Below are 20,188 nucleotides of genomic sequence, written 5' to 3' on the forward strand. Positions count from 1 at the left end.
CGGCCAGTTCCTTGGCCAACGCCGCGGCATACAGCCCGCGGCGATGGTGCTGGCGCTCGTCGAAGGCGACGGAAGCCTGCGCCGCGGTATCGGCGGCCGCGGCCAGATCGCCGATCCGCCGGTAGGCCGCCGACGCGGCCAACAAGCCCTCGCCGTCCCCGGCGAGCAGGCTCTGCGCATGCAGCGCGACGGCGTCGGCCAGCGGCAGCGACAACGCCTTGGCCAGCTCCCGGGCCCGCGCGGCCTGCGAGGCGTCGCCCCATTGCGCCGCGGCCTGTATGCAGGCCAGCTCGTGGGTGGGCTGGCCGCGGTCGCGGGCAAGCCGCGCCGCCTGCCGGGCGCTCGCCACGGCCTCGCTCAAACGACCGCTCGCCGCCATCGCCCACCCGTCGGCCAGCGAGAGGGCGGTGTGCATGAACAAGAAGTCGGGCGACACACAGGCCCGGGCCCCGGTGACGGCGTCGTTCGCCTCGGTGGCCTGCCCGAGCTTGGCGTGCGCCTCGGCCAGCGCGAAGTAGCTTGCCGCCCGCAAACCCGTTGTGACGGCGTGTCTTTCGGCTCCGGCAAGCGCCTCGTGCACCAGCCGGGCCGCGTCGGCGGCGGCGCCGCGAACCAGTTCGGCGTTGCCCAACAGCAGGGCCAGATTCGCATAGGCGAGGCCGGGTATGTCTCGGGCCGAGTCGGCCAGTTGCGTTGCCGTGCTGACGAATTCGTCGATGCGCCCAGTCAACCGGCAGGCGCGACCGTACACCGCTCCGAACCAGAATCGCATGTGGGAGGCCTGGAACGACGTCGTCGCACGCCGCAGCGCCTGCTCGGCCACGCTCGCGAGCTCATCGACCTCCCCCAGCGCCCCCATCGCCATGATCAGCGCGAGCGACGCCATCATCGCGTGAAAGCCCGGCAGGGCGTCGAAACTCAATGCGGCCCGCGAATTTTGGGCCGCGAGCTCGCAGCGCGCGGACACCGCGTCCAGGCAGGCCTGCACGGCCAGACGCTCCGCCGCCTGCGTCGGGGTCTCCGTGCCGGCGGCGAGATCTTCCAGGATCGCCGCCGCGACTTGCGGCTTGCCGAGGATCCAGATCAGGTTGGCCGCCCGCACCGTCGCCCAGTGATGGCCGTCTGCCAGGCCGGTGCCGGCCATGTCGCGCAGCGCCGTCTCGGCCTCCTCGCCGCGTCCGAGCAGCACCAGGTTCATCGCCCGCACCCCGGCGGCTCCGGGCGCTCCGGCTTTGGTGGCCGCCGCGGCGAACCGGTCGGCCAGATCCAGATCGAGCAGCGTCATGGCATGCCGCGCCGACTCCAGGTACAGCTCGGGATCGGGATCGAGGTCCGACTCGATCCTCAGCAGCGCACGTCGCACGGTGGCCTGCATGTCGGCGTCGCCGTCTTCTGCCAGCCGCGTCGCCAGCCTCCCCCGGATTCCCGACAGATACATCTCGCCGGCGCTCGCGCGGCGCAGCTCACCGAACAGCGGGTGCGCCAGCCGGGCCATCAGGCTGGCGCCGGTGCGCTCGACATTCACCAGGCCCATGCTCTCGGCGGCCGCCAGGTCCGGACGGCGCACCACATCGCACAGCACGTCAACGGCCAACGGCTCGCACTGCGACAGCGTGTCGACCACGAGTGCCACTCCGGGGCCGAGCCGCCCCATCTGGCGCGCGATGGTGTCGGACAGGGTCGCCGAGACCGCGACGTCACCGTCCCACATCCAGACCCCGGCCAATTGCCGCATCCGCCCGGCCGCGATCTGATCACTGAGCAGTTGCCGCAGGAACAGGGTGTTGCCCCCGGTCAGCTTGCGAAACCGGTTCGCGCTGCGGGCATCGACCGGACCGCCGAGCGTGCTTTCGATGAGTTCGCGCGTCGCCGCGGCCGAGAGCGGTTCGAGATCGAGGCGGGCCAGCAGCCCGTCCTTCCACAACGCCGTGACCGCGTCCGGTTCCTCACCGCCGGTCCGCATGGTGACGACCAGCCGGGCGCCACCCGACTGCGCCAGCTGGTGAACGACCAGGGCGGACAACCCGTCCAGCAGGTGGGCGTCGTCGACCCCGAGCAGCACGCGAGCCTTGCGTTGTTGCGCGACGAACGAGTCGATCACCCTGCGCACGTTCGCCAGCGGGTCCGACAGCGCCTCGCCGAGCGCGCCGATGAACGCCCCCAGCGGCAGCGCACACGCCGATTCGGTGCCGACGATCCACTTCGTCCGCTCGCCGGACGCCTCGGCGCGGCGCAGCACTTCGCGAGCCAGCCTGGTCTTGCCCACACCGGGAGCTCCGGCGATCACCACGCCGGAGTGCTTGCCAGCCCCGCTCAGGACGCGGCGAATGATCCCTAATTCGCTGTCACGCCCGGCCAGCGGGTCGCCGCTGATCACCTGGCGACTATATCGGTGCGTTAGCGGTGCATGGGCCACATTTTGGACGTTGAGCAAACAGACTTGGCAGTTCTGGGTCCGACCGACCCTTTGCCGTAACGCGCTAGCCGCGGCGGTAGGCAGGCGGCAGCGGGATGCCGAGGCCGGCCATGACGGCGCGCGCGAGCGTCGGGAAGTCGGTGATGATGCCGTCGACGCCGTACCCGATCTGCTCGCGCATGGCGGCGGCGTCATTGACGGTCCACGGAATGACCCTGAGCCCCAACGCATGCGCGCGATCGACGTAGGGCTTGCCGGTCACCAGCGTGTAGTCGGGCGAGACCATGCTCGCGCCCACCAGCAGCGCGCCGAGCAGCGGATCGCCGACAAGCGCGGGGTTTTCACCGGCCAGCCACGGCGAACCCGGCGCCCACGTCTGCTCGTTGTACAGGGCCACCAAGGGGATCGACGCCTCCGCCCGGTGCACCATGGGAAGCGTTCGCCAGTCGAAACTTTGGATTTCCACCCGGTCGACCTTGCCCGCCGACCTGACCGCCGCCAGTATCGCGTCGACGAACTCCTGGGGCCCGGCCGAGGCGTCCGGCTTGTCGGCCTCGACCTTGGTCTCGATGTTGAAGCGCACCCCGGCGTGGTAGGAGTCGGTGAGCGCGAAGACGTCGGGCAACGTCGCGATCTTGTTGCCGCGCACGACTTCGGCATCGGGGAACTCGGCGAGGCGCTTGCCACAGTCGAGCGTGCGGATCTGGACGAGCGTGAGGTCGTGCACGAGCTTGCCGACGTAGGGATACGCCGGGTCGCCCGCAAATGCGGGCGCCGTATCGGCGCACTTCGCCGCGTCGATCGTCGGGTCGTGCCACACCAGGGGCTGCCCGTCCCGGGTGATGCCGATATCGAGTTCGAGTGTGCTGACGCCCAATTCGAGCGACTTGGCGAATGCCCGCAGGGATTCCTCGGTGGTTTCCCCGCTTCCGCCGCGATGGGCCTGCAAGTCGAATTCGGCCGGTTGGGCCGAAGCCGGCGACGCAACGAGCAGCCCCAGCCCCAGCAGCGCAGCGACGAGGCGGGCTGTCAACTAGTGCCGCCGCTGACGGGCGATCTCGGCAAGCACCACCCCGGCGGCCACCGAGGCGTTCAGCGATTCGGTGCGACCCGCCATCGGAATCGACACCACCTCGTCGCAGGTCTGCCGCACCAACCGCGACAGGCCCTTGCCCTCCGAGCCGACGACCACCACCAGCGGGTCGGCGCCGTCCAGGTCGTCGNTCAGCGCGCCCTCGTGGTCGCCGGCGTCGAGCGCCCGATTCCCCTCCGCGCGGGCGTGGTGAATCTCGGCCAGCGCGGCCGGGACCGCCAGGTCGTCGTCGAGCGCCTCGGCGAACTTCGGCGTCCACTCCCCCGGCTCGACGGCACCGGCCCGGCTGCGCACGCGGTGCAGGAACTCCTCCACCCCCACATAGGCCTTGACCGCGTCCTGCAGGGCCGTTTCGGAGAATTCCAGCATCGAGCGGTAATGGGCGCTGCCCAGGTAGTAGCGCAGTTCTGCGGGGCGCACGCGCTGCAGCATCGCCGGGATGGCGAGCACGTTGCCCAGCGACTTGCTCATCTTCTCGCCGCCCATGGTCACCCAGCCGTTGTGCAGCCAATAGCGGGCAAATCCATCCCCGGCGGCGCGGCTCTGGGCGATCTCGTTCTCGTGATGCGGAAAGACCAGGTCCATTCCGCCGCAATGAATGTCGAATTCCGGACCCAGGTAGGTGCGGGCCATCGCCGAGCATTCCAGGTGCCAACCCGGACGTCCGCGGCCCCACGGCGAGGGCCACGACGGCTCGCCGGGCTTTTCGCCCTTCCACAGCGTGAAGTCGCGCTGGTCGCGCTTGCCGGTCGCCGCACCCTCACCCTGGTGCACGTCGTCGATCTTGTGCCCGGACAGCTGGCCGTACTCCGGGTAGCTGAGCACGTCGAAGTAGACGTCGCCGGCCGAGGCGTACGCGTGGCCGGTTTCGATCAGGCGCTCCATCAATTCGACCATCTGGGTGATATGCCCGGTGGCTCGCGGCTCGGCCGACGGCGGCATGACGTCCAGGGCGTCGTAGGCGGCGGAAAAGGCGCGCTCGTAGGTGGCCGCCCATTCCCACCACGGCCGGCCGGCCGCGGCGGCCTTGGCCAGGATCTTGTCCTCGATATCGGTGACATTGCGGATGAACGCGACGTCGTAGCCGCGGGCGATCAACCAGCGGCGCAGGATATCGAAGGCCACCCCGCTGCGGACGTGCCCGATGTGCGGCAGGCCCTGCACCGTGGCGCCGCACAGGTAGATGGATACATGCCCGTCGCGCAGCGGAACGAAGTCACGCACGGCACCGGCTGCCGTGTCATGTAGCCGCAGGCGGGCGCGATCGGTCACGACGTGCCAGCTTACCTGCCCAATTACCGCAACCCGCGGCGCTAGCCGGTCGCGAACACCAGCGCCGTGGCGATGGCGGCCAATCCCTCGCCCCGCCCGGTCAGGCCCAGGCCGTCGGTGGTCGTCGCGGACACCGACACCGGCGCCCCCAGCAGATCGGACAGGACCCGCTGCGCCTCCGCGCGGCGCGGACCCACCTTCGGCCGGTTGCCGATCACTTGGACGGCCGCGTTGCCGACCCGGTATCCCTGCCCCGAAACCAGGCCGATGACGTGGCGCAGCATGTCGGCGCCGCTGACGCCCGCCCAACGGGGGTCGTCGACGCCGAACACGGTGCCGATATCGCCCAGCCCGGCCGCCGACAGCAGCGCGTCACACAGCGCGTGCGCCCCCACGTCACCGTCGGAGTGGCCCGCACAGCCGTCGGCGCCGGGAAACAGCAGCCCCAGCAGCCAGCACGGGCGCCCCGCCTGGATCGGATGCACGTCGGTGCCCAGCCCGACCCGTGGAATCCGAAGCGGCTCGCTCACCGGCGCACGATCGCTCGGGCCAGCACCAGGTCGAGCTGCGTGGTGATCTTGAACGCCAGCGGGTCGCCCTCGATCACTTGCACCTGGCCGCCGACATGCTCGACAAGCGACGCGTCGTCCGTGAAAGCGGCGGTGCCCGCCCGTGCATAGGCCCGCAACAGCAGGTCGGTGGCGAAGCCTTGCGGCGTCTGCACCGCCCGCAGGCCGGCCCGCTCCGGTGTGCCCAGGACCACGCCGTTGGCGTCCACGGCCTTGATGGTGTCAGACAGGGGCAGCGCGGGCACGACGGCGCCGTAACCCGACCGCAGCGCGTCGACGACCCGCACGATCAGCCCGGGCGGGGTCAACGCCCGAGCGGCGTCGTGGACCAGCACGAACGCCGGGCTGCCCGGCAGGGCGGACAGGGCCAGGCGCACCGATTCCACGCGGTCCGCCCCGCCGGCGACGACGGTCGCCCGCTCGCCCAGGAGTCGCTCGGCCTGGTCGATGCGGTCGGCGGGGACCGCCACCACGACGTGGTCGACGACCCCCGACTGCAGCAGGCCCGCGACGGCGCACTCCAGCAGGATGCGGCCGTCGAGCTCACAGAATGCTTTCGGGACGCCGGCGCCCAGCCGCTCGCCCGAACCCGCGGCCGGAACGACCGCAATGACTTTGCCCGAGGTGCCGGTCTGCGTAACCACCGAACCTCAGGGCCTTCAGGAAGCGGCGGCCAGAACCTCGTCGAGGATGGTCTCCGCCTTGGCGTCGTCAGTGCTCTCGGCCAGCGCCAACTCACCGACAAGAATCTGACGGGCCTTGGCCAGCATGCGCTTCTCGCCGGCGGACAGGCCCCGCTCCTGGTCACGGCGCCACAGGTCGCGCACGACCTCGGCCACTTTGTTGACGTCGCCGGAGGCGAGCTTTTCCAGGTTCGCCTTGTAGCGGCGGGACCAGTTGGTCGGCTCTTCGGTGTGGGGCGCGCGCAACACCTGGAACACCTTGTCGAGGCCCTCCTGCCCGACGACGTCGCGGACACCGACGTACTCGGCGTTTTCCGCGGGCACTCGAACGGTCAGGTCTCCCTGCGCGACTTTCAAGACGAGATACTCTTTTTGTTCCCCTTTGATGGTGCGGGTTTCGATCGCCTCGACTAACGCAGCACCGTGGTGTGGATAGACAACGGTGTCGCCGACCTTGAAGATCATCTGATTCGAGCCCCTTTCGTTACTTCAGTCTAACACGCCGGCCCAAGGCTTGCGGAACAACGATGCAGGTCAGGGGCACAACGCGTGCAGATTAGGGGTTGACAGGCGGAGGAAGACGTGCAAGGGGTCACACTACGCTCGCCCCAATTGCACCCGAGCAAGCACCCCACCGGGGGCCTTGCCGCGCTGGTCTGACGCCCTGCGCTACCGCCGCGAACACCTTCCTACTACTGTGCATAGTTGCATAGTCGAACCACTGGACATGGTGGTCAGCCGAGCAGGAGGCATTGAGTGAACCGCTTCACCGTCGTCGGTCTGGTCGCCCTGGTCGCCGCCCTGCTCAGCGGTTGCGGGGCCGGTCAGATCTCCCAGATGGCCACCCAGGAGCCCGCCGTCAACGGCAACAAGGTCACCATCAACAACGTCGCGCTGCGCGACATCCGCATGCAGGCCGTGCAGACGAGCGACTTCCTGCAGCCGGGGCGGACGGTGGACCTGGTGGCGGTCGCCGTCAACCAGTCGCCGGACGTCGCGGACCGGCTGGTGAGCATCACCAGCGACATCGGCGCGGTCACGATCGATGGCGATGGCCGGCTGCCCGCCGCAGGGATGCTGTTCATCGGCAAGCCCGAAGGCCAGAGCGTGGCCCCGGGTCCGCTCGAGCCCAACAACGCGGTCAGGGCGACCGTCGCCCTGGCCAAGCCCATCAGCAACGGCCTGAACTACAACTTCACCTTCAACTTCGAGAAGGCCGGGCAGGCCAGTGTGATGGTGCCGATTTCGGCCGGAGTGGGGCCCCAACCCGCCTGAGCGGGCGCTTACCGGGGGCGGACCCGGCCTGTCACACCGGGCTTGTCGCACCCGCCCGATACCGTCATGACGTGGCACAACCGCGCTCGCAATACCGCTGCTCCGAATGCCAACACGTCACCGCCAAGTGGGTGGGCCGCTGCCTGGAGTGCGGCACCTGGGGCACCGTCGACGAGGTGCCGGTACTGGCCGCCGTCGGCGGCTCCGGGCGTCGCGCGGGCGCGGCGGCGGCCACGGCGTCGCGGGCCGTCCCCATCAGCTCGATAGCAGCGCACAGCACGCGGCACCGCTCCACCGGCGTCGGCGAACTGGACCGGGTGCTCGGCGGCGGGGTGGTCCCCGGCTCGGTCACGCTGCTGGCCGGCGACCCCGGCGTGGGCAAGTCGACGCTGTTGCTCAAAGTCGCCCACCGCTGGGCCCAGGCGGGCAGCCGGGCGCTGTACATCTCCGGCGAGGAGTCCGCCGGCCAGATCCGGCTGCGCGCCGACCGCATCAACTGCGGCGGTGACGAGGTGTACCTCGCCGCCGAGTCCGACCTGCACACGGTGCTCGACCACATCGCGACGGTCCGGCCGGCGCTGGTCATCGTCGACTCGGTGCAGACCATGTCCACCACCGAGGCGGACGGCGTGGCCGGTGGGGTCACCCAGGTGCGCGCGGTGACCGCGGCGCTGACGGCCGCCGCGAAGGCCGCCGGCGTCGCCCTGATCCTGGTCGGCCACGTCACCAAGGACGGCGCCATCGCCGGACCGCGCTCCCTGGAACACCTCGTCGACGTGGTGCTGCACTTCGAGGGCGACCGCAACGGCTCGCTGCGGATGGTCCGCGGGATCAAGAACCGGTTCGGCGCCGCCGACGAGGTCGGGTGTTTCATGCTGCACGACAACGGGATCGAGGACGTCAGCGACCCGTCGCACCTATTCCTGGATCAGCGGCCGGCCCCGGTCGCGGGCACCGCGATCACGGTGGCCCTGGACGGAAAGCGGCCCCTGATCGGCGAGGTGCAGGCGCTGCTGGCGAGCCCGTCGGGCGGCTCGCCGCGCCGGGCGGTCAGCGGCATCGACCACGCCCGCGCCGCGATGATCGCCGCTGTGCTGGAAAAGCACGCCCGGCTGAACATCGCCGTCAACGACGTCTACCTGTCGACCGTGGGGGGCATGCGGTTGACCGATCCGTCCGCGGACCTGGCGGTGGCGATCGCCCTGGCCTCGGCGTACACGAACCTGCCGCTGCCCACCACCGCGGTCATGATCGGCGAAGTGGGGCTCGCGGGCGACCTGCGCCGCGTCACCGGGATGGAGCGGCGGCTGGCCGAAGCGGCGCGCCAGGGGTTCAGCATCGCGCTCATCCCGGACGGCGACGACCCGCGGCGCGAGATCGTGCCGAGCGGGATGCGGGCACTGCGCGCACCGACCATCGTCGCGGCCCTGCAACACATGAAAGACATCGCCGAACGACCCAATGGCTGGACGCATAACGCCGCGGGGCCGCAGAATGACAGGCTGTGACCCGTCCGACACTGCGTGAGACCGTCGCCCGCCTTGCGCCCGGCACCGGGCTGCGGGACGGCCTGGAGCGCATCCTGCGCGGCCGCACCGGCGCGTTGATCGTGCTCGGCAACGACGAGAACGTCGAGGCCATCTGCGACGGCGGCTTCGCCCTCGACGTCCGGTACGCGCCGACGCGGCTGCGCGAGCTGTCCAAGATGGATGGCGCCGTCATCCTGTCCACCGACGGCGGCCGCATCGTCCGCGCCAACGTCCAACTCGTCCCGGATCCGTCGATACCCACCGACGAATCGGGTACCCGCCACCGGTCCGCGGAGCGGGCCGCGATCCAGACCGGCTACCCGGTGATCTCGGTCAGCCACTCGATGAACATCGTCACCGTCTACGTCGCCGGCGAGCGCCACGTCGTGGCCGATTCCGCGACCATCCTGTCGCGGGCGAACCAGGCCATCGCCACCCTGGAGCGGTACAAGATGAGGCTCGACGAGGTCAGCCGGCAGCTGTCGCGGGCGGAGATCGAGGACTTCGTCACGCTGCGCGACGTGATGACGGTGGTGCAGCGGCTGGAGTTGGTCCGGCGCATCGGCCTGGCGATCGACTACGACTGCGTCGAGCTGGGCACCGACGGCCGCCAGTTGCGGCTGCAGCTCGAGGAATTGTTGGGCGGCAACGACATCGCCCGCGAACTGGTCGTGCGCGACTACCACGCCAGCCCGGAACCGTTGTCCGAAGCGCAGATCACGGCCACCTTGGACGAGCTGGACACCCTGTCGGACACCGAGCTGCTCGACTTCACCTCGCTGGCAAAGGTTTTCGGATATCCGACGACGGCGGAGGCGCAGGACTCGGCGCTCAGCCCGCGCGGCTACCGCGCGATGGCCGGCATCCCCCGGCTGCAGTTCGCGCACGTGGACCTGTTGGTCCGGACGTTCGGAACGCTGCAGGGCCTGCTGGCGGCCAGCGCTAACGACCTCGAGTCGGTGGACGGCATCGGCGGGATGTGGGCCCGCCACGTGCGAGAGGGATTGTCACAGCTGGCGGAATCGACGATCGCCGATCCGCTCACCTGAAGCCGGTCAGCCCGCGGGAATGGGGCCCGGGGCGACGCCCGGCGGAGCCTCCGGCGGCGGCGCGAGCGCCGGCTGACCCGGCTGCCCCGGTACGGGTCCCGGCGGCGGCGGCGGCTGGTTCATGATGAACGGAACCGGCTGCGAGCGCAGGTTGCCCAGCTGCACGACGAGGTTGTAGGTGCCCGGCCCGATCGCCGGCCGCGGCAGCGGGCAGTGCGGCGCCGACCCCATGCCCGTCCAGGTTACGGCCGTCGTCACCTGCTCGCCCGGCGTGAAGGTCTTGATCAGCGTCTCGTTGGAGGGCGCGCAGTCCAGGTTGGACCACAGCCGCTTGTTGTCGAGCGAGTAGACGTAGGCGGCGAGCGACGCCGCGCCCACGTCGCGTTTGCAGGACACCAGGCCGATATTGGTGACGACCATGGTGAACTTCGGCTGGTCGCCGATGAAGTACTGGGGCGCGTTGGTCAGGCCCTTGACGGCCAGCGTCGAATCGGGGCAGTCATCGCCCTCCTTCAGCACCGGCGGCGGCTGCACCGCGGCGGTGGGCGTGGGCGACTCGGGGTTTTGCCCCTGCGGGGCCGGCACCGGCGTGACGCCTTCCTGCCCCGGGGGCGGCGCCTGGCCCGGGGGCGCGGCGGGCTTGCTCTGGGCGGAGTTGGGCTTGTCGGCGCTGGCGGGCTTGGCGCCCGCCTTGTTGCCCATGAAGGCAACGACGATGGCGGCCACGACCCCGATCACGACGACCGCAAGGCCCAGGGCCAGGCCCCTGCGCCGCCAATAGATCTCGGTAGGTAGCGGGCCACGCGGTTCCAGATCCAGCACGATCACACCGTAGGTCCAGGTCACGCGGATTTGTTCGACCCGCGTCGGCGTGTCGCCCTGTTTGCTAGCCGACCGCCGTGTTAGTGGCCGTGAGAAAGGCGGCCGTTATTCGCCGATATCACCGAGGTGGTCGACCAACGCGGCGCGCCCGTCGGCGAGGTGATAGGTCACGCCGGCGATTCCCAGCGTGCCCGCCGACACCCGCTCCGCGATGGCCGAAGAGCGCGCCATGAGTTGCGCCAGCGTCTCCTTGACGTGGCGCTCCTCGAATTCGTCGACCCGGCTCAGGCCGTCGCGCCGCCCCATCAGGATCGACGGCGCGACCCGCTCCACCACGTCGCGCACGAAACCGCCCGGTATCGCACCGTCCTGGATCGCCGCCAGCGCCGCCTTGACGGCGCCGCAGCTGTCGTGGCCGAGGATGACGATGAGCGGCACGTCGAGCACCGTCACCGCGAACTCGATGGAGCCCAGCACCGCCGAGTCGATGACCTGCCCGGCGGTGCGAACCACGAACATGTCACCCAGACCCTGGTCGAAGATCAGTTCGGCGGCCACGCGGCTGTCCGAACAGCCGAACACCACCGCGGTGGGTTTCTGGCCCGCGGCCAGGCTGGCCCGGTGGTCGACGCTTTGGCTGGGATGCTGCGGCTGGCCGGCAACGAATCGGTCGTTACCCTCTTTGAGTGCTTTCCATGCGGTTACCGGGCTGGTGTTTGGCATGCCACACATCATGCCGCACAAGCAGATGAACATCCCAGCAAAAGAACTCATCGACTGGTACGACCGGTCGCGACGCGACTTGCCCTGGCGGGCCGCGGATGTCACGGCATGGCAGATCCTGGTCAGCGAGTTCATGTTGCAACAGACGCCGGTGGCGCGGGTGCTGCCGATCTGGCCGGACTGGGTGCGACGCTGGCCGACCCCGTCGGCCACCGCCGCAGCCAGCGCCGCCGACGTGCTGCGCGCCTGGGGCAAGCTGGGTTATCCGCGGCGCGCCAAGCGGTTGCACGAGTGCGCGACGGTCATCGCCCGCGACCACGACGACGTGGTCCCCGACGACGTCGACGCCCTGATGACGCTGCCCGGCGTCGGCAGCTACACCGCGCGAGCGATCGCGTGCTTCGCCTACCGCCGCCCGGTGCCGGTGGTGGACACCAACGTGCGGCGGGTGGTGGCGCGCGCGGTGCACGGCCTGGCCGACGCCGGTGCACCGTCAGCGGCTCGCGACCACGCCGACGTGGCCGCGTTGCTGCCCGATGACGAACGGGCACCGCAGTTTTCGATCGCGCTGATGGAACTGGGGGCGATCGTGTGCACCGCGCGGGCCCCGCGATGCGGGTTGTGCCCGCTTGACCGGTGCGCGTGGCGGGGGGCGGGCTGTCCCCCCGTGCAAGGGCCGGCCCGGCGGGCGCAGACGTACGCCGGCACCGACCGCCAAGTCCGCGGGCGGCTGCTGGATGTCTTGCGCGCCAACGATTCCCCGGTCACCCGGGCGGAGCTGGACGTGGCATGGTTGACCGATCCGGCGCAGCGCGACCGCGCGCTGGATTCGCTGCTGGCCGACGGCCTGGTGACCAGGACGGTCGACGGCCGGTTCGCGCTACTGGGCGAGGGGTAGCCGGCGTCGATCAGAGATCGTTGCCGGCGTAGGACTGGTTGAAGCTTTTGTTGGCCAGCGGAAAGTCCGGGACGATGGTGTCGGCCATCGCGACGGGCAGCGCGGGCCAGTTGAACCACGAGGGGTCGACGATCTTCGCTCGGGTGATGCGATTGGCGGCGTCGATCTCGACGCGGTGAACAAGGGTGCCGCGCCATCCTTCGACGATGCCGATCCCGCTTCGCGGCGCGCGCAGCGTCGGCAGTTCCTCGGTGTATTCGATCGCACCGGTGTGCGATTCGATCAGGTGACAGACCAGTTCGGTGGACGCGGCGAATTCGTCGCGCCGCACCGTGTAGCGGGCCAGCACATCGCCCGCGGCGGCGCCGACCTCGGTCACGGGCAGCGTGGTGGTCGGGTGTTCGAGCCGGGCGTCGGTGCGGATGCCGCTGGCCCGCGCGACATAGCCCAGGCAGCCAAGGGCCTGCGCGTCCTCATCGTGCAGCACGGCCGTGCCGGCGAACCTGTCGTACACCCCGGAGTTGCGCAGGGTCAGGTCGGCGATCTCCGCGACGTCGGCCGCGATGGACCGCAGGTCGTCGGCGTCGGGAAGCGCCCGCAGCGCGACCGCGCCGGGGCGGATGGCACCGCGAAGCAGCCGGTGTCCGGCGACATTCGCGTTGAGCCGCAGCAGTTTCTCGCGGACGCGTTGAGCGTGGGCGTTGGCGAGGGCGAACCCGACGTCGTTGGCCAGCGCCCCCAGATCGGCGACGTGATTGTAGAGCCGTTCGAGTTCGACGAGCAGCGCCCGCAGGCGGTGCGCCTCGTCGGGCAGTTCGATCCCGAGCCCGTCCTCGACGGCCAGGCTGTGGGCCAGGGCGTGCCCGACGGAGGTGTCGCCGCTGACGCGCTCGGCCAGCTCGACGGCCCCGCCGGCCGGCCGGCCCTGGAAGAGCCTTTCCAAACCTCGGTGTACGAACCACAGCCGGGCCTTGAGCCGCAGCACGCTTTCACCGGCGACCGAGAAGCGGAAATGACCGGGCTCGATCAGCCCGGCGTGCACCGGGCCCACCGGAATCTCGTACACCCCGGGCCCCTCGACGGTGACGAACGGGAAAGCACCGACGCGGTCGAAGCGCGGCGCGGGCCCGGCGTTGCCGCGCATGGGATACCACTCCTCGGGCCAATGAGCGTGCCGCACCAGTCGGCGCGCTTTGGGATGCCCGAGTGGCCGGATTCCATACAGGTCGGCCATCTCGCGCTCGAAGCGGCCGGCCGCGAACGACAGGTACGCCAGCGAGTGCAGCGCCGGATCGTCCTTGCCCACCGCGCATTCGAGCTCGATGCGGCGATCGGGGCGGCCGGCCAAAAACAGGTAAACGACACGGAATACGTCGGCGTCGTCGTGGGCGGCCACCAGGGCAAGGCGAAAACCCTTGCCCAGCAATTCTTCCGCCATCTCCGCGATACTCTCCTGGGACAGTCTGTGGTGCAGCCAGTGTCGGCTCATCGCGGTGCCCCGGCGTCGGTCGCCGCGGTGGTGAACAGGCCGGTCAGCGGGCCGGCCGTGACGCCGAGGACCAGCGACGCGGCGACGCCGACGACCAGGGCCGCCGCCACCGTTTTCGGCACGGCGATTTCCGGTGTGCCCGCGGGGCGCTCGCCCAGCAGGATTCGCCCGCAATTGCGCGCCAGCGCACCGAACGCGACCACGATCAGCAGCAGTGCCGGCCCCAGGGCCCACGTCAGCCGGGCATCGGCCAGCGATCGGGCGATGGCCAACTCGCTGGCGAACATCGCGAACGGCGGCAGCCCGAGCAGCACGACCACGCCGACGGCCAGCGATAGTCCGATCAGGCGGGAGCGCCGCAGCACCGCGCCGACGTCGGCGATCGCGGTGGAGCCGTGCGCGGCCTGCAGCTGACCGGTCGCCAGGAACAGGACCGTCTTGCCCATGCCGTGGGCGAGGACGTGCAACAGCACCGCCGCGATGGCCAGCGTGGTTCCGGCGGCCGCCGCGATCGCGATCAGCCCCATGTTCTCCATGGACGAGTAGGCGAGCATCCGTTTGATGTCGGGCGTCAGCGTCAGCATCAGGGCCGCTATCACCAAAGTCGCCAACCCGATCACCAGCAAACCCGACCGCATGAACGCGGGCCCGGCCGCCGCCGCGACGATCGGCTTGATGCGGATCAGCACCGAAAACGCCACCGACAGCAGCACCCCGCTCATCAGCGCCGAAACCGGCGCCGGGGCCTGGCTGTGGNCGGTGCGCGTGGCGGGGGGCGGGCTGTCCCCCCGTGCAAGGGCCGGCCCGGCGGGCGCAGACGTACGCCGGCACCGACCGCCAAGTCCGCGGGCGGCTGCTGGATGTCTTGCGCGCCAACGATTCCCCGGTCACCCGGGCGGAGCTGGACGTGGCATGGTTGACCGATCCGGCGCAGCGCGACCGCGCGCTGGATTCGCTGCTGGCCGACGGCCTGGTGACCAGGACGGTCGACGGCCGGTTCGCGCTACTGGGCGAGGGGTAGCCGGCGTCGATCAGAGATCGTTGCCGGCGTAGGACTGGTTGAAGCTTTTGTTGGCCAGCGGAAAGTCCGGGACGATGGTGTCGGCCATCGCGACGGGCAGCGCGGGCCAGTTGAACCACGAGGGGTCGACGATCTTCGCTCGGGTGATGCGATTGGCGGCGTCGATCTCGACGCGGTGAACAAGGGTGCCGCGCCATCCTTCGACGATGCCGATCCCGCTTCGCGGCGCGCGCAGCGTCGGCAGTTCCTCGGTGTATTCGATCGCACCGGTGTGCGATTCGATCAGGTGACAGACCAGTTCGGTGGACGCGGCGAATTCGTCGCGCCGCACCGTGTAGCGGGCCAGCACATCGCCCGCGGCGGCGCCGACCTCGGTCACGGGCAGCGTGGTGGTCGGGTGTTCGAGCCGGGCGTCGGTGCGGATGCCGCTGGCCCGCGCGACATAGCCCAGGCAGCCAAGGGCCTGCGCGTCCTCATCGTGCAGCACGGCCGTGCCGGCGAACCTGTCGTACACCCCGGAGTTGCGCAGGGTCAGGTCGGCGATCTCCGCGACGTCGGCCGCGATGGACCGCAGGTCGTCGGCGTCGGGAAGCGCCCGCAGCGCGACCGCGCCGGGGCGGATGGCACCGCGAAGCAGCCGGTGTCCGGCGACATTCGCGTTGAGCCGCAGCAGTTTCTCGCGGACGCGTTGAGCGTGGGCGTTGGCGAGGGCGAACCCGACGTCGTTGGCCAGCGCCCCCAGATCGGCGACGTGATTGTAGAGCCGTTCGAGTTCGACGAGCAGCGCCCGCAGGCGGTGCGCCTCGTCGGGCAGTTCGATCCCGAGCCCGTCCTCGACGGCCAGGCTGTGGGCCAGGGCGTGCCCGACGGAGGTGTCGCCGCTGACGCGCTCGGCCAGCTCGACGGCCCCGCCGGCCGGCCGGCCCTGGAAGAGCCTTTCCAAACCTCGGTGTACGAACCACAGCCGGGCCTTGAGCCGCAGCACGCTTTCACCGGCGACCGAGAAGCGGAAATGACCGGGCTCGATCAGCCCGGCGTGCACCGGGCCCACCGGAATCTCGTACACCCCGGGCCCCTCGACGGTGACGAACGGGAAAGCACCGACGCGGTCGAAGCGCGGCGCGGGCCCGGCGTTGCCGCGCATGGGATACCACTCCTCGGGCCAATGAGCGTGCCGCACCAGTCGGCGCGCTTTGGGATGCCCGAGTGGCCGGATTCCATACAGGTCGGCCATCTCGCGCTCGAAGCGGCCGGCCGCGAACGACAGGTACGCCAGCGAGTGCAGCGCCGGATCGTCCTTGCCCACCGCGCATTCGAGCTCGATGCGGCGATCGGGGCGGCCGGCCAAAAACAGGTAAACGACACGGAATACGTCGGCGTCGTCGTGGGCGGCCACCAGGGCAAGGCGAAAACCCTTGCCCAGCAATTCTTCCGCCATCTCCGCGATACTCTCCTGGGACAGTCTGTGGTGCAGCCAGTGTCGGCTCATCGCGGTGCCCCGGCGTCGGTCGCCGCGGTGGTGAACAGGCCGGTCAGCGGGCCGGCCGTGACGCCGAGGACCAGCGACGCGGCGACGCCGACGACCAGGGCCGCCGCCACCGTTTTCGGCNGCAGTGCGTCCAGGTCCGCGCCACCGAACGCGCGGGACAACCGGCCGGTCAGGACGCCGATCACGATGACCGCGAACAGCACGTCCAGCGAGGCGCCCAGTTCCACGATCAGCGGCACCCCGGCGGTGAGCAAGAACGCGGTCGCGGCGATTCCGTTGTCCAGCAGGAGGAATCCCGCGGCCTGCGACACCGCGTGCCGCCGGGTGACCATGACCAGCAACGCGATGAGCACCACCGCCATGGCGGCCGGCACCGCGGTGGTGGTGGCCGCGGGCTGTAGGTTCACCAGGGAACCGGTGGCGGCGAAGGCGGCCAGCGTCAGCGCCGCGGTGATGAGCAGCGAGGTCGCGGTGTTGACCAGCGGGGTGGCTTCGCGGTGACATTGCGACTCCGCGCCGACCGCGCGCGCCAGCAGCCGCGGCAACACCGCGGCCCGCAACGCCAGCACGGCGACGCCAACACCGATCAGCGCGCCGTCGCCGTCATACACACCGCGCAGCACCGGGATGGCCGCCAGGGCGACTCCCTGCCAGGCCAGCAGGCGGACGATGGCCCTCAGGTCGCGGCGCCACACGATCAGCACCGCGGCCAGCAGCAATCCGCCGGCGGCCAGGTCGACGAGGACCGCAAAAGTGCTGTACGTCATGCCGGCACCCCGAAGAAGTTGGCCGCGACGACCGCGAGCAGCGCCAGCAGAAACGACCCGGCCAGCAACTCGGGAACCCGGAACAGCCGGAGCTTGGCGACGAACACCTCGACGGTTGCCAACAGTCCCGCCAGGACCGCGACCTTGGCGGCCACCGCCACGAGGCCGACGACGACGCCCACAGCGCCGGGCCGGCCGCCCGCAATGCCCCACGGCGCAAACAGGTTTGCCAGCAGCGCCAGTAACACCGTCAGCCGCATCCCGGTCGCCCACTCGACCAATGCCAGTCGCGGACCGGCGTATTCGAGAACCATGGCCTCGTGCACCATCGTCAGCTCGAGGTGGGTCGCCGGGTTATCGACCGGCAGGCGTCCGGTTTCGGCGACGATGACGATCACCAGCGCGGTGAACGCCAGCACCGCGGCCAGCGACACCACCTGCCCGGGGTGAGCGACGGTGTGCGCCACCAGGGCACCGAGATTCGCCGACCCCGCCGGCATCGATACCGCGAAGACCGCCAGCAGGATCGTGGGTTCGACGAGCGCGGCGATGGTGATCTCGCGACTGGCTCCCATGCCGCCGAACGAGGTGCCGGTGTCGATGCCGGCCAAGGTCAACGCGACGGTGCCCACGAACAGCAGGCCGACGACGGCGAACAGGTCGGCGCTGGCGTCCAGTGGGGATCCGGTGGCGACCAGCGGCGCGATCGCGGCGATCAGCAGCGTCGAGCCGGCGACGACGGCGGGAGCGGCCGCGAATACCACTGTTGTCCNGCGCGCGCCGCGAGCACGTCGAGGTTCAGGGCGGCCGCGGCCGGCGCCCCCGCGTGCTCGGCGGCGTAGTAGAGCAGCACCGTGCCCAGGAATGCGATCGCGATGCCGACCGAGCAGATCACGACGTACTTCCACGTCGCCTCGAGCGCGCCGCGGGTGCGGCGGTGCCCAACCAGAAACGCGGTGATCACCGTGGTGGCTTCGATGGCGATCCAGACGATGCCGATGTTGTTGGCGCACACCGCGACGACCATCGCCGCCACGAAGGCCGCGGTCAGCGCGCCGTATTCGCGGGCGCCCCGCGCATCGGTATGCCCGTGCGCAAGTTCGGCGTTCACGTAGCCGATGCTGGCCCAGGTCGCCAGCGTCGCAACGCTTCCGATGACGATCAACATCGTGACGGTGAGGGCGTCGACTCGCAGCAGCCCGCCCAGCGCGAACCGCGTGCCCGATCGGGTGAGCACCCCGAGGGCCGCGCCGCAACCGAGCACGCACACTGCCGAGACGACGATCAATGCCGCGGTGGCCCTGCGCCATCCGGCGATCAGGGTGGCGATCGACGCACCGACGGGCGCGAGGATCGCGGCGAGCAGGAGTCCCATCATCAGTCGTGTAACTCCTGCAGTGCGTCCAGGTCCGCGCCACCGAACGCGCGGGACAACCGGCCGGTCAGGACGCCGATCACGATGACCGCGAACAGCACGTCCAGCGAGGCGCCCAGTTCCACGATCAGCGGCACCCCGGCGGTGAGCAAGAACGCGGTCGCGGCGATTCCGTTGTCCAGCAGGAGGAATCCCGCGGCCTGCGACACCGCGTGCCGCCGGGTGACCATGACCAGCAACGCGATGAGCACCACCGCCATGGCGGCCGGCACCGCGGTGGTGGTGGCCGCGGGCTGTAGGTTCACCAGGGAACCGGTGGCGGCGAAGGCGGCCAGCGTCAGCGCCGCGGTGATGAGCAGCGAGGTCGCGGTGTTGACCAGCGGGGTGGCTTCGCGGTGACATTGCGACTCCGCGCCGACCGCGCGCGCCAGCAGCCGCGGCAACACCGCGGCCCGCAACGCCAGCACGGCGACGCCAACACCGATCAGCGCGCCGTCGCCGTCATACACACCGCGCAGCACCGGGATGGCCGCCAGGGCGACTCCCTGCCAGGCCAGCAGGCGGACGATGGCCCTCAGGTCGCGGCGCCACACGATCAGCACCGCGGCCAGCAGCAATCCGCCGGCGGCCAGGTCGACGAGGACCGCAAAAGTGCTGTACGTCATGCCGGCACCCCGAAGAAGTTGGCCGCGACGACCGCGAGCAGCGCCAGCAGAAACGACCCGGCCAGCAACTCGGGAACCCGGAACAGCCGGAGCTTGGCGACGAACACCTCGACGGTTGCCAACAGTCCCGCCAGGACCGCGACCTTGGCGGCCACCGCCACGAGGCCGACGACGACGCCCACAGCGCCGGGCCGGCCGCCCGCAATGCCCCACGGCGCAAACAGGTTTGCCAGCAGCGCCAGTAACACCGTCAGCCGCATCCCGGTCGCCCACTCGACCAATGCCAGTCGCGGACCGGCGTATTCGAGAACCATGGCCTCGTGCACCATCGTCAGCTCGAGGTGGGTCGCCGGGTTATCGACCGGCAGGCGTCCGGTTTCGGCGACGATGACGATCACCAGCGCGGTGAACGCCAGCACCGCGGCCAGCGACACCACCTGCCCGGGGTGAGCGACGGTGTGCGCCACCAGGGCACCGAGATTCGCCGACCCCGCCGGCATCGATACCGCGAAGACCGCCAGCAGGATCGTGGGTTCGACGAGCGCGGCGATGGTGATCTCGCGACTGGCTCCCATGCCGCCGAACGAGGTGCCGGTGTCGATGCCGGCCAAGGTCAACGCGACGGTGCCCACGAACAGCAGGCCGACGACGGCGAACAGGTCGGCGCTGGCGTCCAGTGGGGATCCGGTGGCGACCAGCGGCGCGATCGCGGCGATCAGCAGCGTCGAGCCGGCGACGACGGCGGGAGCGGCCGCGAATACCACTGTTGTCCCGCGCGGCGTGATCTGTTGCTTGCCAAGCTGTTTGACGATGTCGCGCCACGGCTGCAGGATGCCGCCGCCCACGCGGCCTTCCCAGCGTGCGCGCACCTGGCGGGTCAGGCCGACCACCAGCGGCGCGCCGGCCATCACGGCGCCGATTTGCACCGCGCCCGCGACGTAGGAAAGGACGTTCATCGGGCGACCACCAGCACGATCAGCACACCGAGCGCGCCGTAGGCCAGATACAGGTGCACGCTGCCGGTGTGGGCGCGCCGGACCAACGCCGCNCCAA

16 protein-coding genes and 5 pseudogenes are annotated in these 20,188 nt (G+C 70.4%); 5 read left to right on the forward strand and 16 right to left on the reverse strand.

Features of this window, described 5'->3' with window-relative positions; genetic code table 11:
- The 6 genes from BN4348_RS61850 to carD form a co-directional block, all read right to left on the reverse strand.
- Positions 1-2,377, reverse strand: a 2,377-nt coding sequence (locus BN4348_RS61850; protein ID WP_066916470.1) for an AAA family ATPase, incomplete at its 3' end; no start/stop codon positions are given.
- Between the two features lie 103 nt (positions 2,378-2,480).
- Positions 2,481-3,449, reverse strand: a complete 969-nt coding sequence (locus tag BN4348_RS52645) for a glycerophosphodiester phosphodiesterase (protein ID WP_066916472.1) — start codon at positions 3,447-3,449, stop codon at positions 2,481-2,483.
- A complete protein-coding gene (cysS, locus tag BN4348_RS52650) occupies positions 3,450-4,781 on the reverse strand; it encodes a cysteine--tRNA ligase (RefSeq protein WP_084454510.1) in 1,332 nt (443 codons plus the stop codon).
- Positions 4,782-4,822: 41 nt separating this feature from the next.
- Positions 4,823-5,311, reverse strand: a complete 489-nt coding sequence (gene ispF, locus BN4348_RS52655; RefSeq protein WP_066916474.1) for a 2-C-methyl-D-erythritol 2,4-cyclodiphosphate synthase — start codon at positions 5,309-5,311, stop codon at positions 4,823-4,825.
- Positions 5,308-5,994: a 2-C-methyl-D-erythritol 4-phosphate cytidylyltransferase gene (gene ispD / locus BN4348_RS52660; protein ID WP_066916476.1), complete on the reverse strand. Its 687-nt coding sequence runs from the start codon at positions 5,992-5,994 to the stop codon at positions 5,308-5,310. The genes ispF and ispD overlap by 4 nt, the downstream gene beginning before the upstream one ends.
- Before the next feature lie 15 nt (positions 5,995-6,009).
- Positions 6,010-6,498, reverse strand: a complete 489-nt coding sequence (carD, locus tag BN4348_RS52665; RefSeq protein ID WP_003419482.1) for an RNA polymerase-binding transcription factor CarD — start codon at positions 6,496-6,498, stop codon at positions 6,010-6,012.
- Positions 6,499-6,789: 291 nt separating this feature from the next.
- Here carD and BN4348_RS52670 point away from each other — a divergent pair, with 291 nt between their 5' ends.
- The 3 genes from BN4348_RS52670 to disA all read left to right on the forward strand — a co-directional run bounded on the left by BN4348_RS52670 (position 6,790) and on the right by disA (position 9,886).
- Positions 6,790-7,308 carry a hypothetical protein gene (locus BN4348_RS52670; protein ID WP_066916478.1) on the forward strand — a complete coding sequence of 173 codons (519 nt, stop codon included), beginning with the start codon at positions 6,790-6,792 and terminating at the stop codon, positions 7,306-7,308.
- A gap of 71 nt (positions 7,309-7,379) precedes the next feature.
- Positions 7,380-8,816, forward strand: coding sequence for a DNA repair protein RadA (gene radA / locus BN4348_RS52675; RefSeq protein WP_066916480.1), 1,437 nt, complete (start codon positions 7,380-7,382; stop codon positions 8,814-8,816).
- Positions 8,813-9,886, forward strand: a complete 1,074-nt coding sequence (gene disA / locus BN4348_RS52680; RefSeq protein ID WP_066916482.1) for a DNA integrity scanning diadenylate cyclase DisA — start codon at positions 8,813-8,815, stop codon at positions 9,884-9,886. The genes radA and disA overlap by 4 nt, the downstream gene beginning before the upstream one ends.
- A 6-nt stretch (positions 9,887-9,892) precedes the next feature.
- Here disA and BN4348_RS52685 read toward each other — a convergent pair whose 3' ends face one another.
- Together BN4348_RS52685 and BN4348_RS52690 are read right to left on the reverse strand one after the other, a co-directional pair.
- The gene (locus BN4348_RS52685) at positions 9,893-10,708 is read right to left on the reverse strand and encodes a hypothetical protein (protein WP_096866317.1); all 816 of its coding nucleotides are present in this window, start codon (positions 10,706-10,708) and stop codon (positions 9,893-9,895) included.
- A 105-nt stretch (positions 10,709-10,813) separates the two neighbouring features.
- The gene (locus tag BN4348_RS52690) at positions 10,814-11,431 is read right to left on the reverse strand and encodes a carbonic anhydrase (protein WP_066916486.1); all 618 of its coding nucleotides are present in this window, start codon (positions 11,429-11,431) and stop codon (positions 10,814-10,816) included.
- Here BN4348_RS52690 and BN4348_RS52695 point away from each other — a divergent pair.
- Positions 11,430-12,329, forward strand: coding sequence for an HhH-GPD family protein (locus BN4348_RS52695; RefSeq protein WP_066916488.1), 900 nt, complete (start codon positions 11,430-11,432; stop codon positions 12,327-12,329). The genes BN4348_RS52690 and BN4348_RS52695 overlap by 2 nt on opposite strands.
- 10 nt (positions 12,330-12,339) lie before the next feature.
- Here BN4348_RS52695 and BN4348_RS52700 read toward each other — a convergent pair whose 3' ends face one another.
- Together BN4348_RS52700 and BN4348_RS52705 are read right to left on the reverse strand one after the other, a co-directional pair.
- On the reverse strand, positions 12,340-13,818 hold the full coding sequence (locus BN4348_RS52700; protein WP_066916490.1) for a hydrogenase large subunit: 1,479 nt from the start codon (positions 13,816-13,818) through the stop codon (positions 12,340-12,342).
- Positions 13,815-14,573, reverse strand: a pseudogene (locus tag BN4348_RS52705) (proton-conducting transporter transmembrane domain-containing protein); the annotation flags it as partial. The pseudogene BN4348_RS52705 and the gene BN4348_RS52700, both read right to left, overlap by 4 nt.
- A gap of 5 nt (positions 14,574-14,578) precedes the next feature.
- Here BN4348_RS52705 and BN4348_RS52710 point away from each other — a divergent pair.
- A pseudogene (locus BN4348_RS52710) lies at positions 14,579-14,839 on the forward strand (A/G-specific adenine glycosylase); the annotation flags it as partial.
- 10 nt (positions 14,840-14,849) lie between these two features.
- On the opposite strand, the gene BN4348_RS52715 reads toward BN4348_RS52710, so the two are convergent.
- The 6 genes and pseudogenes from BN4348_RS52715 to BN4348_RS52740 form a co-directional block, all read right to left on the reverse strand.
- Positions 14,850-16,328 (reverse strand): hydrogenase large subunit, encoded by a 1,479-nt coding sequence (locus tag BN4348_RS52715; protein WP_066916490.1) that lies wholly within the window; start codon positions 16,326-16,328, stop codon positions 14,850-14,852.
- A gap of 122 nt (positions 16,329-16,450) precedes the next feature.
- Positions 16,451-17,095, reverse strand: a pseudogene (locus tag BN4348_RS52720) (hypothetical protein); the annotation flags it as partial.
- A pseudogene (locus BN4348_RS52725) lies at positions 17,092-17,937 on the reverse strand (respiratory chain complex I subunit 1 family protein); the annotation flags it as partial. The pseudogenes BN4348_RS52725 and BN4348_RS52720, both read right to left, overlap by 4 nt.
- Positions 17,877-18,473: pseudogene (locus BN4348_RS52730) on the reverse strand (proton-conducting transporter membrane subunit); the annotation flags it as partial. The pseudogenes BN4348_RS52725 and BN4348_RS52730, both read right to left, overlap by 61 nt.
- Positions 18,473-19,135 (reverse strand): hypothetical protein, encoded by a 663-nt coding sequence (locus tag BN4348_RS52735; protein WP_066916492.1) that lies wholly within the window; start codon positions 19,133-19,135, stop codon positions 18,473-18,475. The gene BN4348_RS52735 and the pseudogene BN4348_RS52730, both read right to left, overlap by 1 nt.
- The gene (locus BN4348_RS52740) at positions 19,132-20,091 is read right to left on the reverse strand and encodes a respiratory chain complex I subunit 1 family protein (RefSeq protein WP_066916494.1); all 960 of its coding nucleotides are present in this window, start codon (positions 20,089-20,091) and stop codon (positions 19,132-19,134) included. The genes BN4348_RS52735 and BN4348_RS52740 overlap by 4 nt, the downstream gene beginning before the upstream one ends.
- Positions 20,092-20,188 lie beyond the last annotated feature (97 nt).

It is taken from the genome of Mycobacterium interjectum, from assembly GCF_900078675.2.
Lineage (GTDB): Bacteria > Actinomycetota > Actinomycetes > Mycobacteriales > Mycobacteriaceae > Mycobacterium > Mycobacterium interjectum.

Bases quoted from the DNA above. Each gene is read 5' to 3' on its own strand.
- BN4348_RS52735 (WP_066916492.1), bottom strand. From the start codon at position 19,135: ATGACGTACAGCACTTTTGCGGTCCTCGTCGACCTGGCCGCCGGCGGA.
- BN4348_RS52690 (WP_066916486.1), bottom strand. From the start codon at position 11,431: ATGCCAAACACCAGCCCGGTAACCGCATGGAAAGCACTCAAAGAGGGT.
- BN4348_RS52700 (WP_066916490.1), bottom strand. From the start codon at position 13,818: ATGAGCCGACACTGGCTGCACCACAGACTGTCCCAGGAGAGTATCGCG.
- carD (WP_003419482.1), bottom strand. From the start codon at position 6,498: ATGATCTTCAAGGTCGGCGACACCGTTGTCTATCCACACCACGGTGCT.
- BN4348_RS52715 (WP_066916490.1), bottom strand. From the start codon at position 16,328: ATGAGCCGACACTGGCTGCACCACAGACTGTCCCAGGAGAGTATCGCG.
- BN4348_RS52740 (WP_066916494.1), bottom strand. From the start codon at position 20,091: ATGAACGTCCTTTCCTACGTCGCGGGCGCGGTGCAAATCGGCGCCGTG.
- BN4348_RS52695 (WP_066916488.1), top strand. From the start codon at position 11,430: ATGCCACACATCATGCCGCACAAGCAGATGAACATCCCAGCAAAAGAA.